This window comes from Bradyrhizobium sp. RDI18 (assembly GCF_043203335.1).
In the GTDB taxonomy this organism is placed as follows: Bacteria; Pseudomonadota; Alphaproteobacteria; order Rhizobiales; family Xanthobacteraceae; genus Bradyrhizobium; species Bradyrhizobium retamae.
This window is the reverse complement of sequence record NZ_JBICRN010000007.1, coordinates 12,978-25,619: the sequence shown is the minus strand read 5'-3', so window position 1 is coordinate 25,619 and position 12,642 is coordinate 12,978. Positions and strand designations below refer to the sequence as shown.

Below are 12,642 nucleotides of genomic sequence, written 5' to 3'. Positions count from 1 at the left end.
GCCTGTTTTAGCCGCTTAACAGCTACCTGTATATCCAATTGGACCCTGCGTGATGTCCGAGTTGGGTCAATCGCGTCGCATTGACCGCGTGCAGCTCACTTCCGGTCTAACCCCGCAAGCAGACATAATCGCGGACCGTCGGCATGTCTCAAAAGTGCCAATTCCGGACTCATGCACCGCAGCAAACGACGTGCGTAGGATTGCAGTGATTTTACTCGATGTGCACTTTGAGCCAGGTCAATTCTATTGGTGCTTGGGGGCGTATTAATATTTGGTCCTCGCATCGTAATTAGAGACTGCGATGCAAGTTTTATCTACAGGAAGCGATGCCCGAGCGCACTTACCTGCTCTTCACGGTCGGGATCATCGCATTGATCTTCATAGTATCGATGACAATTCCTTTTGCCTCGATACTGATCGGCGCTGTTCTACTGCGTCACGCTCGATGGAAAGAGATAGTGCTGGTATCGAGCCTGGGCAGTGCGACGGGCGGGAACCGCCGATTGGTCTTGGCGCTGAAGAGCGGATGGTCGATACGAAAGCGATGGAGGTCGTCGTGGAGGAAGGCGACCGGCTTGTCTAGCTCTCCATCTCCTCCGAAAGCGATCGAGTTCGCGCAACGCTGGGGCAGACGTATACGCAACTACATTGCGCTCGATTCCAAAGTGCTCGGGATATTGCCGCGCATACGCGAAGATCGTTCAACTCTACCAATCGAGAGCCAATCGTTCGTCAGCAGCGGCGACGGCGTTTTTATCCCCGCATTTTCGTTTCCAGGATTTGACTCAATACCAGGAGTGATACTGGCCAAACACCGACCCAAATTCCCAACCGCTCTGCGTGGGCTTCTTGCAAAGCCGCTCTTAAAGCAGGATCGCTAATACTGGCAAGGACTGGCCTTAGGACTTCAAGCTGTGGCCCAAAGTACCATACCACCCATGCGAACGGGATAGAAATTAGTCCCAACCAAAACAAGACTTGAGGTAACATTTTCATTTTTTCCTCCTTGTGTTGCAGAGTCTAGTCATTCAGCGCGAGTGCCTTTGAATGGAGGCCCCTACTAGACCATCTTGCTAGGCTCCTCGCTGTGCCGTCGTGGTGCTGCGTCTTCTCAGTTTGACCGGAGCCGTTGCCGGAACGCCGCGAGCCGCTTTTTCAATTCCGGATCTCCCTCCGGGAGGGCGATCATGACGCCAATCCGGCGCGGCTGCAGCGCCGTCGAGCAGCGTGATGAACGCGCGTCGTTTCATTCGCACCTGGTCGGCCTCTTGTCCTCCAGGGAAAGGATAGCACACCTCGGTGGTGCAGGAGACCCTGCGCTGCGGAATTTCAACCCGTTGCGGCTTCCTGGTCGAGCGTGCGGGCGGAAATCTCCGCCGCCAGGTCGCAGTCAAGCACCTCTTTGACGTTCTGACCGATGCGCAGGGGATCGAGCAGTTGCAGGTTCGGGAAACCTTCGAGGAAAATGATTCGCACGACCAGCTTGTCAGCGTGCTCCATTTCTTCGATCGATTCCTTACGCCACTGCTTGGCAAGATCCTTGTAACCCCAATTGTCGAGCAGCCGGTAGTGCAACCAAATATTGGTTGACCGCGGTCAATTCATGCCGCAGCGCCTTATTTAGAAATTCGACGACCTTTGCATCACCCTTCATAACCACGCTCCTGTTTTGGCCATGGTTCAGACTCTAGAAAATTTAGTCTGAACGATGCCACTGGATGGCGGCACCATTGAAGCCTAGGGCTGCTTGTCCGCGGGCGCAGCGAGTACGGCGCCGCCATCCGCACGACCGACTTTCGCTCCGTCAAAAACCTCGTCCATGATTTCTCGGATGTTGCGGGCGCAGCGACCGCAGCGGGCTCTGCAGCCAAGGCAGCTATAGACATAGCTGGTGGTTCGGCGCGTCGCAGTGTTGGCGACAGTTCGCACCTCGGTGTCGCTTAGGACGTTGCAGGAACAAACGATCATCGGAAGCCCGCTAGCTCCATTCCTATGTCTGCTTTATCGCAGTCACCTTCGGACTTCGGCGCAAATCCCAGCGATTTCCGCTCTACCCCGAAGAACGGACATCGGCGACAGCCGATGCGATGTCCGTCTCGTGCCAGATTCGGAGACTCATGCACCGCAGCAAACAACTAAAATTATTCGATCACTTCGGCGAACAGAAAATGCGGGATTGTGATCTCGCCGAATTGGCCCGCGTGAAGAGAGTAGATTTCCCGAAAGCGATTTGCGCATGAGCGACAGAAATCACCCCAAAGCTCTGCGCCCTCTCGTTGACGACGAAGGTCAATTAAGCGTCCTTTCAGCAGATCGCAGTGGTGAACTCATTCATGGTGTCCGTCCTTGCGGTGCTCGTTCATTGGTTGAAAATGGACGCACAGAAGACCTACGTCCTCTGGCTGAATCGGAACACCGAGGAGCAGGCATTCAGCGGCCGAGGGGCCCGTGCTCGGCAGGTTGCCGCACATCTCTCTGCCGAAGTACGTGCAGTCCTGGCAGACACCGAAGCGCCGATGCGCCCCACTCGTAGCTAGAGTGGACAACACTTGGTGCAGGGCGCGACGCATCGCAGTTCGCTCTGTCGCGTCGAGCGAATCCACGGCGCGCACCAGAACTTCGAACGGATCGCGTGCAAGGGCTTTTTTGCCCTTGCTCGTCAGTCGCAGACTTACGCTTCGCCCGTCCGTCTTGAATGGCTGTCGGACCAAGTACCCGCCCGCTTCAAGCGCCTTAATGGCTTGTGTTGCGGTGCCGCGGGTTGTCGCTTGAAATTCCGCGAATGCCGACGGGGTCCGCGAGAACGCGTTGGCACGGGCGAAGAAGCGGAGCGCCATCCATTGGGCCGGACTGAGCTCGCCGTCATAGCCCTCAGCTTGTACGAGCCGTCCCGCCTGCAGCAGGAGCTCTGCCGTTTCGCGCGCTGACATGTTTGCCTCTTCGAGATATAATAGCGTTTCGAAATTAACTTGACAACCGACTGGATGCAGATAATTTGTTTCGAAACTAGTTTGAGGGCTTGATCATGGCCCGCAACGCGGCCCTGCCGATCCTTACAGCCGAACCCGGCCTCACCCGTTATCTTGAGGAAATCCGGCGGTTCCCGATGTTGGAACGCCGGGAAGAATACATGCTAGCCAAGCGCTGGCGCGAGCACGGCGATCGCGACGCGGCGCACAAGCTGGTTACCAGCCATCTGCGGCTCGTGACCAAGATCGCCAGGGACCATCGCGGCTACGGCCTGCCGATCTCCGAGGCGATCTCCGAGGGCAATGTCGGCCTGATGCAGGCGGTCGAGCGCTTCGAGCCGGAGAAGGGCTTCCGGTTCGCCACGTACGCCGTGTGGTGGATCAAGGCGGCGATCCAGGAATACATCCTGCGCTCGTGGTCGCTGGTGAAGATGGGCACCACGGCCAACCAGAAGAAGGTGTTCTTCAACCTCCGCAAGGCCCAGAGCAAAATCTCCATCCTCGACGATGGCGATATGCGGCTGGACCAGGTGAAGATCATCGCCCGGCGGATCGGCGTCACCGAAACGGACGTGATTTGCATGAACCGGCGGCTCGGCGGCGACGCCTCGCTCAACGCTGCGATCCGCGAGGACGGCGATTCCGGCGAGTGGCAAGACTGGCTGGTGGACGAATCCCCGGACCAGGAGACGACGCTCGCCGCGGGCGAGGAGTTCGATAACCGCCGCAAGACGCTGTCCGATGCGCTCACCGTGCTCAACAAGCGCGAGCGGCGCATCTTCGAGACGCGCCGGCTCGCCGAGGAACAGATCACGCTTGTGGAGCTGGCCGAGGAATTCGGCGTCTCGCGCGAGCGCGTGCGCCAGATCGAGGTGAGCGCCTTCGAGAAGGTGCAGAACGCAGTGAAGCACCCCGTCGCGGCGATGGCGACCCCGGCGTCTCTACAGGTGCGTTAGCTTCCAACCCTCTCCCTTGGTGGGAGAAACTGACGATGGACGTGTCGCTATGGGTACGTTTTACGGCAACCGAACGACGCGAGAGGGGCGCCGCTCACCGGGTGCTGATCGAGCCCTCGTTCGACGATCCATGCACGGCACTTCGCATCATCGATCGGGCGCCTAAGCCGCGCACTGCAGATGGAAAGTTATCCGACGTTTCATAACGAAGTCGGGGTGCCGATCGTCCGCATTGGCTGCCGCGAGTTCAAGTGCATTGGGGATAAACCGTCACAAGATCACCCACACATCTTCCTCAAGATGGGCGATGCCAGTGAGATCGTCTGCCCCTATTGCTCTACGCTATTCCGCTTCGATCCGAGCTTGGGCGCACACGAAGCTGATCCGGCAGATTGTGCTTACGGTGACAGGGACTGAGTCAAAAAAGCAGCAACGCTGCTTCCTTCGTCATGCCGGCCGCAGCCAACCAGCCTCAGGCGCCATCGTCCCGCAGTTTCGGGGCGGTTCACCATGACCACGAACGATCCGAATTCGGCAGGATGCAAGCCGGCAGGATGCAAGCGTCACGACGGCCGAAGCTAGAGCTGCGGCAGCAGCGGCAATTTCCACAGGTCTCTTCATGCACGATGCGACTATCTGATTTCGGGGTCGTCCCCGTTCAGACTGCCGTTCGCAGCCGCCTCATCGTGAACTCGATCTCCCCGCCTGGCAGCTCGCGCCAGTGCTCGACCTCGCTCATGTAGGCCGGCTTCGGGTAGTGATCGAGGAACTCCCTGACCGTTTGGCGGGCGTCGTCACGGCGCTGGGTGAAGGTCTCTCGCACGAAACCATCGCGGGCGCGGTGCTGCGCGCGATGATCGCGCATCCGGTCCGCCAGCTGACGCGGGGTCTTGAGCCCTGCCATCGCTGCTACTCCATATAAAGCGATGCCTATTAGATTGGTGCGATTCCGGTCCGGGCAAGTCCGGAGCAACCCATTACTGCAAAGAAAAAGGCGCGCCACGGCACCCCGCAGCACTCCCGAAGCCGGAGAACCTTGATGGAGAGACGCCGCATAAATCCGCAGCCGAACTTTTGGCCGAGTGCCTTCGGCTTCTGGCGATGGATCCGCACACGCGATGCATTTAGCGCGTTAATTCGCCTGTTCCCTAAAGGAACGGGGCCGAATTGGACCTACGGCAGGCTTGATCCGATGCCGACGCGAGCGGGCTTGGCCATTGCCCAAACGCTTATCGCGGCGGTCTAGGGAAGATGGGCGCTGGCAGATTGATGCGCTCATGCAGCCCTCGCTTGTAGGAGGCCGGATAAACCACCATATGTTAGTCTTACCCCCGTCTGAGGACCATTCTCATGGTTGTTGCTGGCGGCGATTACGTCCATTTCGTGGTGGAGTACGGCGGCAAAATCGAAAAGTGCCGGGTAACGGAGACTGCCCTTCTGAACAGAGAGCGTATGAGCAGAAGGGACGCAGGCCATGCACAACTCATCGCTATCTTTGTAAGGCACCGAGCCGAGATCGAACATCTCGCTCGCGCGAAGTTGCAGCGGGAGGGGCACTCTGACCGCGGTGTTGTAGTGACCACTGAGGATCTGAACCCTTGATGCAGGCTGGCTGTTCGACGCCAACTCTTGCGCAAGCGACGACGTGGCCACTAGCTGTTGAGCGCCGTTCGTTTAGGTTATCCGATGAACCGGCTTCGTCCATTGCGGTTATTCCTGCCCCAGTCGATCCATGAGGCGACGGTCAGCCCGTACGTCGCGCACTTGGCTTTGTTCTGACACGTGGAGAAGTGTCGGCTACAAGCGGCGCGGGGAAATGAAACAGGAGAGTTCTGTCCATGATCGAGGGGATCAGCGCGGTCACACTGGGCACCCACGAAATGCCACGAGCTGTCCGGTTCTACGGCGCGCTGGGGTTTGAGGTCCTGCATGGCGGCGAAGGGTCGTCCCTCACCAGCTTTCGAGCAGGGGCGAGCTTTCTTAACCTCATCGCCCAGCCAGCCGAGCGGCGCTGGTCCTGGTGGGGGCGGGTAATCTTCTACGTTGCCGATGTTGACGCACTTTACGACCGTGCGCTCGCAGCGGGATGCCAGCCAGCTACCGTGCCCCGCGATGCCGAATGGGGTGAGCGCTTCTTCCACCTAATTGACCCCGACGGCCACGAACTCAGTTTCGCTCGGCCTTTGCTCCCGGTTTCCGTCCAATAGCAGCTCGAAGCGGCCTCCCATTCCAAGAAGCGCTGGGAGAGCGTATGGTGCTCCGATTATCCGCTGAACCTGGGAGGCAATCATGCAATTCAGGACAACCGGACTACTGTTGCTCGGCGCGATGGCGCTTCCCGCCTCCGGGACCGCACAAATCACCCCCGCTCCACCGGCAATTACACGAACAGTGATCGCCGCAACCAAACTGCCGACCGTCACAGACGTGCCGCTCCATTTCAAAGCAGTGAGCGTCACTCTTCAGCCGGATGAGAAGAGCGGCGTTTTGGGAGCCAACGGCATCCTCTACCAGATGTCAGGATCGACCGAGGTCGCGCTCGATGGCGAGGCCAAAATGCTCAACGCCGGAGAGGGGCTGTTCATCGCCGGCGGAAAGACCGCGGCGCTAACGGCGGGCAGCGGAGGGCCATCGACTTTCCTCCACTTCTTCCTCGCGCCCGCCGTGGACTTGGGTCGGCCTGCCGAGACGGCACCTGCCGCCGTGAGAGGATTGTATCGCACAGCGAATCCGATCCCCGACCTGAAGCCAGGCGGTTATGATCTCAATCTCACGCGAGTCACATTTCCGGCGCGGATGCCCTCCAACCCTCCACACCATCGGTCAGGCGCGGCTCTATATTTTATCATCTCCGGCACCGGGGCCAACACGGTCGACGGTAAGACAGAAGCAAGGGGACCGGGTTCTTTGATCTATGAACCCTACGGCCTCGTGCACCAATGGGGAAACCCAGGCGACGAGCCGTTGATATTCTTGGCCTTCAACATCAATCCGGAAGGTGTGGCAGCCGTGCTTCCGGGCGCACCAGCAAAGAATCAATAGCTACCGACGGGCGGCCAACAGTGTCATGCCCGCATTCCACTCCTGGAGGGCGCGATGGACGACGACAAGGATAAAAACGTAATCGAGAAGTTGGTCGATAAGATCAACGACGCCGTCGAAAACATAACAACCACGGTATCGGACGCCGTGCAACATGCAATGGAGCCAGACCCCGTGAAGCCGGGCGAACAACCCGTTACCTATATGCCGATGGCCGGTGACGGTTTACTAGCCGACCCTATGATGCCGCCATTTGTGGTAATTCCTCGTCGAAAGAAATCAACTTCGAAGAACGCGCCAAAAAGAGTCTGGTAAGAACGCGGCTAAGAAAACCGTCAAGAAGTCAGCAACGACCGCTAAGAAGGTTGCAAAGAAAACGAAGCGATGAAGTCGAGGCGAAAGTGAACTCGACCCTCAAAGTTTGGACGCCGGGAACACGGACTTTGATCGATAAGATTAAGGCCGATCTCAAGAAGCGTGCGGAGAAGAAGGCCAAACGAATGCTCCAGAAGGAGCCCAAATGGCAGGCGAAACGTTAAGGGTTAATCGATCACCTCGTCGGAAGCGCTGCGTTCTTTGAACAGCGTTCTCAGCAAGCGTTATCCGACCGAAATACCGACGGCTTTTGCGCGGGGGAAGATCCGATGGAGTCGAGCAGTGCAGATTTTTCGACGATACTAAACCGCATTCTTGATACGGCGGCGGACAACCTCAGGATCGCAAAGATTCTGGTTCAGATGGGCCTCGATCCCAACAGCATCACCTACGACGCACTATTCAATCGGCTGCTGGAAATTGTGCTAGCCAACATTACGCTTGCCAACATGTTCGCTCTGGTTGGCGCCATCTTTCTTGTCGCTACCTTGCTGATGCATACAATGGTGCCGCTGCGCGTCGCGAACATGGCCGGCTGTACATTCTTCGTCGCCTTTGGCGCGCTTTCAGGAAACGTCGCGACTTTTATCTTGTATCTGCTGTTGCTGCCTATCAATGCAATTCGCCTCCGTCAAATGCTCAATCTGATCAAGAGGGCACGTATCGCGACGGAGGGCGATACCTCATTGGAATGGCTCAAACCTTTCATGACCGAGCGCAAATATCGCCGGGGCGATAAATTGTTCAAGAAGGATGATGCGGCCACCGAAATGTTCTTGACGGTCACAGGAAAGTTTTTGGTCAGGGAAATCGACGTCGAACTTCCGCCGGGACGACTGATGGGCGAGCTTGGTTTCCTTACTCCCAATAAACGGCGAACCGCGACCGTCGAATGCATTGAAGACGGGCAGGTGATGACTATAACTTATGATAGGCTGCTCGAGATCTACTTTCAAAATCCGCAATTCGGTTACTACTTTCTCGTGCTGACCAGCCAGCGCCTGCTGGAGAACATCTCGCGGCTAGAAGGAATTATCGCACAAGAAAAAGCCGCGCGGCAGACTCCAGCCACGGATGATATAGCTTAACCGTTGGCTCTTGATGTCCGCACTTTGGGTAACAGGACGTCCCCACGCAGTGCGGGTCTCGCGACGCAACGATATCCGGTGGGTCATTCGCGGCGATTTGCCGGTGCACTGACCACTTCCGATCTACCCCGATAAGCAGACATTCGCAGGGTGCGTCGGCATGTCTCAAAGGTGCCACAAGCAGACTTTCCCTTTCGCCTCGCTTTGCGTTAGCAACCGGTACGAAGGTGTTTTCTAACCAAGATCTGCCGAGTTACCTGATGAGCGGCAGCCTCACGATAACGATAGCTCCGCCGCTCGATCGGTTCTGAATATTTATTATCCCTCCGTGAAATTCCACAATCGTTCGAGCGATCGACAAGCCCATGCCCATCCCGTTGGGCTTTGTTGAGAAGAACGGCTCGAATATTCTTGACAATTGTTCAGGGGGTACGCCGGGACCGGTATCTGCAGTCGAAAATTCAGCCCAATTGTCCGAGCGCTTCGTTTGGACAGTAATGACCCGCTCGTTTACCGCCTTGTGGGCGGTGGCATCTAACGCGTTCACAACGAGATTTAGAAGCACCTGCTGAAGTTGCGTGTAATCACCTTTCACGGGCAGGGGCAGCTCAGCAAGACTGTGGCGGATTTGCACTTTTCGGGCGATTGCAAGGCTGGATAAGAAATCCAACGTTTCGCTGACGACCTCATTGAGATCAAGCGGCTTAACATCAATGGGAACCCTTCTGACCAAGCTGCGAATGTGCTGAAGCACTTTGCCAGCTCGTTCATCGTCTCTTCTTATTTCAGAGACAATTCCAAGCAGTTCAGTTGCATCTGACAGCGGAGATGATCGCAACATCTGCTCCATCGTTTCTGCGTTAAGCAGAATAGCACCGAGCGGTTGATTTAGCTCGTGTGCGATAGATGTGCATAATTCGCCTGCCATAGAGTAGCGGTTGATACGCGCCAGTTCGGACATCCGCTGGCGTGCCTGAACCTCGGCCAAAAACCGCCGACGCCTCTGATAAAGCAGGCCCGTGATCATAGCCGCCTGCGACAATACTGCTGCGCAAATTGCAAGGATTTGCCAGCGGTAAAGCTCCCAAAGGGTTGGCTCGCGAAAGAGGATCTCACTTCCTTTGGGCAACCGACTTTCAGGAATGGCCCAGCGTCTGAGCTCACGCCAATCATATTTTGCCGGACCGTATTGCAGAACCGGCGTCTCGATCGCTCGGGGCTTCGTGCCTCCAAGTATCTTGGCGGCGACTGCGGCAGCAGTTTGGGAACCCTGTGAGACCGACGTCATCGGCCCGCCTACAATCTCGCCAGCAAAGAATGAGTCGTCGTGGGAAAAGATTGGCGAGTTCGCCACGGCATAAAGCCTTTTTAGAGCTCGCTCGCCCTCGTGAACGGCACCAGTCACATCGATCTGAGGCTGAATCCAAAAGATAGCGCTGTCCTTTGGAAGCGTTGCCGCCTGTTTCAAGATTTCCTCGAACGAGAGTTCATTCCAAAAGAGAAGGTCAACCCGACCCTTCAGGGGTTCGAGCTGGTTCTTCATCTCCTGCACCCAAAACTGCTCGTTCGGCGAGCTTCCGATCACTACAGCAATGGTTTTCGTCCTCGGCAGCACCTTTAGAATGTTCTCAAAGAGAGCCGGGACGTCTATCCAAACGGCCACCACGGTATCATTTTCGGTGACGTTCATTTGCTGGACACGCCGCTGATCGATAGCCGTAAGCAGCATTGGTGTAGAGGGAAATAGGTCGCGTCGATGCCGCTGCGCGAACGCCGCGGCTGGCGCCCCAAAGGCTACGATCAGGTCGGGCGGATGGCTGGAGAACAGCGCATTCAGATACTCCGCAAGTCGGTTCTCAGCACTTTCGCTACCGGAAGCAATTACTACAGGGAAGCTCTGCACTTCGATCGGTATGGGTGACTGACGTTCCAGCTCTTGCCGGAAACCTTTCACGTATTCGCTCCAGGGCTTGAAATTCTGACCGCTCGACTGAAGGATCATGATCCGCTTAGGATTAGCGGTTGCAGAACTGATTGATGCTGAAAGTACAGCGACAATGGCGATAAATCTTAGGAACCAATTCATATCGCATTCCGCGGACCGATCGGGCTTGCCACGTTACAACAATTCGCAACTGGGGCGGTCCGAATAATAATGCGTGACATGGCCGCCCGAGCGCATGCCGACAACGCAAAGTCGCTGAAATAAGCTAGGTACGCGCTTGCAAGCGCCCCATATGTCCGCTTCGGGTCAAACTCGGAAGTGTCCCCGCTTGCACCGCACATCCGTTGTACCCTCAAGAGCGGACGTCGCCAGGCCGCCCCGGCAGGGCCGGTTCCTGACAGTGGCGGACATGGGGCATACGAATTGACGCCGGCGCTCCAGCGGTCTCTTGGGATCGGAGCGCACGCTTCGCAACGATGTTCAGCAATGCCGTGATGAGGACGGTGGAATTGCGTCGACATTAACCATGCAAAGCTTGCCGCGGCGAAAGGCCGGGCGTTTAGCAAGCAGTTAATGGTTTTGCGCAAATGATAGACGACCAGCGCAACATTATTAGATCGCCGCAAGAAGTGCGAGCGGCCCTCAGGCCCCTCATGAGGGATTAGCATGAGAACGCTTCTCATTGGTGTTCTGGCTGCGACCCTGGTTGGCTGTAGCAACCCTTTATCGCCGCAAGCCAGCATGGAAGCATGCGCGGACCCAAACGGGTTCGGCGGTCTCAACAAGATGGCGGCCAGTCGGCCGATTGAACCGGCGCCAGCGTCGTCCAAGGCCAATTCCGCGGCAACAAAAGTCAAGTCCACTATCGCGGCGAGGGCGGAAGAGCGGTCGACTGCCGCCGTCCGCGACAGGCCGGGGCCCCCGAAAAAAAGCCGACGTCCACCGTGATCGAAGCGAAAGTCGAAGCTCCCGCATCAGGTCGGCCTGCCGAGACGTCCGACCCAGTCATTGTCAAGGCCAAGACCACGATTGCCGCGAAGTTGAAGGACCCGGCGTCCGCCGAGTTCATTGAGATGAAACGAGCCATTCGAAAAAATATGGTCGGACAGCCCGTCGACACCATTTGCGGCCGCGTCAAAGCAAGAATTACGTCGGACGAAGAAGCCGGAAATAGGCCGTTTCTGTATTTCGTGAAGAACGATGCCGGATTTGTCGTCTATGGACCCGCTGGTTCAGCGACGGACACGGCGTATCGCAATATTTGCAGCGAGCCTGGAACGACAGAACCGCCGCCAGGATCCGTTGCAACCGACCGGAAGGTCCCCTGAGCCACGCTCCGGCTCGCTCGAAAATCGAGAGCAACGCAGCGATCAGCAGCAATTCGCTGCAGTGCATGTAAGGCAGGCTTTATTCCATAGAAATAGAAATTGGAAATGGAAATGGAAATGGTGTGGAAACCCAGCATTCTTCTCAATTCGGGGACATCATGGACGACTTTACCCATCCTGTAGAACCAGCCCAGGGCCTACAAAATTCGCCGGTGCTCGTGATCATCGCACAACATGTGCTGGCGCGTACCTCCATCCTCAATATCCTCAAGAGAGAACTCACTGGATCTGAAATCGTCGAAATGGCAACGACGAGTGATCTGAACTGGCTATCAGGCAGAGATATCCGCTTGATCGCGTTAAATGTCGGGGGCAAGGAGATCACTGACCCTTCGATTGAGGATAGTCTCGCGTTTCTCGCAAAATCCTGTCCGAACGCAGCGGTTGCCCTGTTGTCAAATCGCGACGACGAGGCGACGGCTTCGGCCGCGATGCAACGGGGAGTCCGTGGCTTTTTTCCGACATCGATCCCGGTCGAAGTTGCTATCGCCGGATTACGCCTGGTTCTTGCCGGTGGGGTCTACCGACCCTTACCGATCGTTGGGCAAAATGGGGCGTCGAGCCTCAAGACGATATCGGAACACGACGACGTTCCCGAGCCATCCGGAATGCACGACGGCAACGGCGCCACCAAGCCTGTGCCGGAGCGGACGATGGTCGACCTTACGCCACGCGAACACCCACGTGCTCGAGGCGCTGAAGCTCGGCCTTCCCAACAAGTTGATTGCCGTCAGGCTCAACCTTTCGGAAAACACCATAAAAATGCATCTTCAGCGTATCATGCGAAAATGTTCCGCGCATAATCGCACCGAGGCGGTCCTTCGTTGGAGCCGGCGACCTAACGGCCATGCGCCGCCCTCACGAGTGCGGTTATCTTGA

The 12,642-nt window shown here is 57.0% G+C and carries 12 protein-coding genes and 2 pseudogenes; 10 read left to right on the top strand and 4 right to left on the bottom strand.

From position 1 onward, the window contains the following. Positions 1-1,335 precede the first annotated feature (1,335 nt). A pseudogene (bfr, locus tag ACFXS9_RS08400) lies at positions 1,336-1,654 on the bottom strand (bacterioferritin); the annotation flags it as partial. A gap of 673 nt (positions 1,655-2,327) precedes the next feature. Beyond that, positions 2,328-2,930: a MarR family winged helix-turn-helix transcriptional regulator gene (locus ACFXS9_RS08395; protein ID WP_392687408.1), complete on the bottom strand. Its 603-nt coding sequence runs from the start codon at positions 2,928-2,930 to the stop codon at positions 2,328-2,330. A gap of 95 nt (positions 2,931-3,025) precedes the next feature. Between ACFXS9_RS08395 and rpoH the strand changes: the two genes are divergently transcribed. Both rpoH and ACFXS9_RS08385 read left to right on the top strand, forming a co-directional pair. Then, positions 3,026-3,925 (top strand): RNA polymerase sigma factor RpoH, encoded by a 900-nt coding sequence (rpoH, locus tag ACFXS9_RS08390; RefSeq protein ID WP_334485674.1) that lies wholly within the window; start codon positions 3,026-3,028, stop codon positions 3,923-3,925. A gap of 180 nt (positions 3,926-4,105) precedes the next feature. Beyond that, positions 4,106-4,342 carry a zinc-finger domain-containing protein gene (locus ACFXS9_RS08385; protein WP_392687404.1) on the top strand — a complete coding sequence of 79 codons (237 nt, stop codon included), beginning with the start codon at positions 4,106-4,108 and terminating at the stop codon, positions 4,340-4,342. 241 nt (positions 4,343-4,583) lie between these two features. On the opposite strand, the gene ACFXS9_RS08380 is transcribed toward ACFXS9_RS08385, so the two are convergent. Next, positions 4,584-4,829: a hypothetical protein gene (locus ACFXS9_RS08380; RefSeq protein ID WP_392687401.1), complete on the bottom strand. Its 246-nt coding sequence runs from the start codon at positions 4,827-4,829 to the stop codon at positions 4,584-4,586. A gap of 446 nt (positions 4,830-5,275) precedes the next feature. Between ACFXS9_RS08380 and ACFXS9_RS08375 the strand changes: the two genes are divergently transcribed. The 5 genes from ACFXS9_RS08375 to ACFXS9_RS08355 all read left to right on the top strand — a co-directional run bounded on the left by ACFXS9_RS08375 (position 5,276) and on the right by ACFXS9_RS08355 (position 8,430). Then, entirely contained in the window at positions 5,276-5,527 is a 252-nt protein-coding gene (locus ACFXS9_RS08375; RefSeq protein ID WP_057902425.1) for a DUF1488 family protein, read from the top strand. Positions 5,528-5,763: 236 nt separating this feature from the next. Further along, positions 5,764-6,132: a VOC family protein gene (locus ACFXS9_RS08370; RefSeq protein WP_392687398.1), complete on the top strand. Its 369-nt coding sequence runs from the start codon at positions 5,764-5,766 to the stop codon at positions 6,130-6,132. 184 nt (positions 6,133-6,316) lie between these two features. Next, the gene (locus ACFXS9_RS08365; RefSeq protein WP_392683874.1) at positions 6,317-6,967 is read left to right on the top strand and encodes a cupin domain-containing protein; all 651 of its coding nucleotides are present in this window, start codon (positions 6,317-6,319) and stop codon (positions 6,965-6,967) included. 54 nt (positions 6,968-7,021) lie between these two features. Beyond that, entirely contained in the window at positions 7,022-7,282 is a 261-nt protein-coding gene (locus ACFXS9_RS08360) for a hypothetical protein (RefSeq protein ID WP_392687395.1), read from the top strand. Positions 7,283-7,611: 329 nt separating this feature from the next. After that, complete coding sequence (locus ACFXS9_RS08355) at positions 7,612-8,430, top strand: cyclic nucleotide-binding domain-containing protein (protein WP_334485680.1); 819 nt, start codon at positions 7,612-7,614, stop codon at positions 8,428-8,430. Between the two features lie 253 nt (positions 8,431-8,683). On the opposite strand, the gene ACFXS9_RS08350 is transcribed toward ACFXS9_RS08355, so the two are convergent. Next, positions 8,684-10,516 (bottom strand): ABC transporter substrate binding protein, encoded by a 1,833-nt coding sequence (locus ACFXS9_RS08350; protein WP_392687391.1) that lies wholly within the window; start codon positions 10,514-10,516, stop codon positions 8,684-8,686. Between the two features lie 803 nt (positions 10,517-11,319). Between ACFXS9_RS08350 and ACFXS9_RS08345 the strand changes: the two genes are divergently transcribed. The 3 genes and pseudogenes from ACFXS9_RS08345 to ACFXS9_RS08335 form a co-directional block, all read left to right on the top strand. Next, positions 11,320-11,703: a hypothetical protein gene (locus ACFXS9_RS08345; protein WP_392687388.1), complete on the top strand. Its 384-nt coding sequence runs from the start codon at positions 11,320-11,322 to the stop codon at positions 11,701-11,703. 158 nt (positions 11,704-11,861) lie between these two features. Next, on the top strand, positions 11,862-12,566 hold the full coding sequence (locus ACFXS9_RS08340; RefSeq protein ID WP_392687385.1) for a DNA-binding response regulator: 705 nt from the start codon (positions 11,862-11,864) through the stop codon (positions 12,564-12,566). Then, a pseudogene (locus tag ACFXS9_RS08335) lies at positions 12,505-12,642 on the top strand (LuxR C-terminal-related transcriptional regulator); the annotation flags it as partial. The gene ACFXS9_RS08340 and the pseudogene ACFXS9_RS08335, both read left to right, overlap by 62 nt.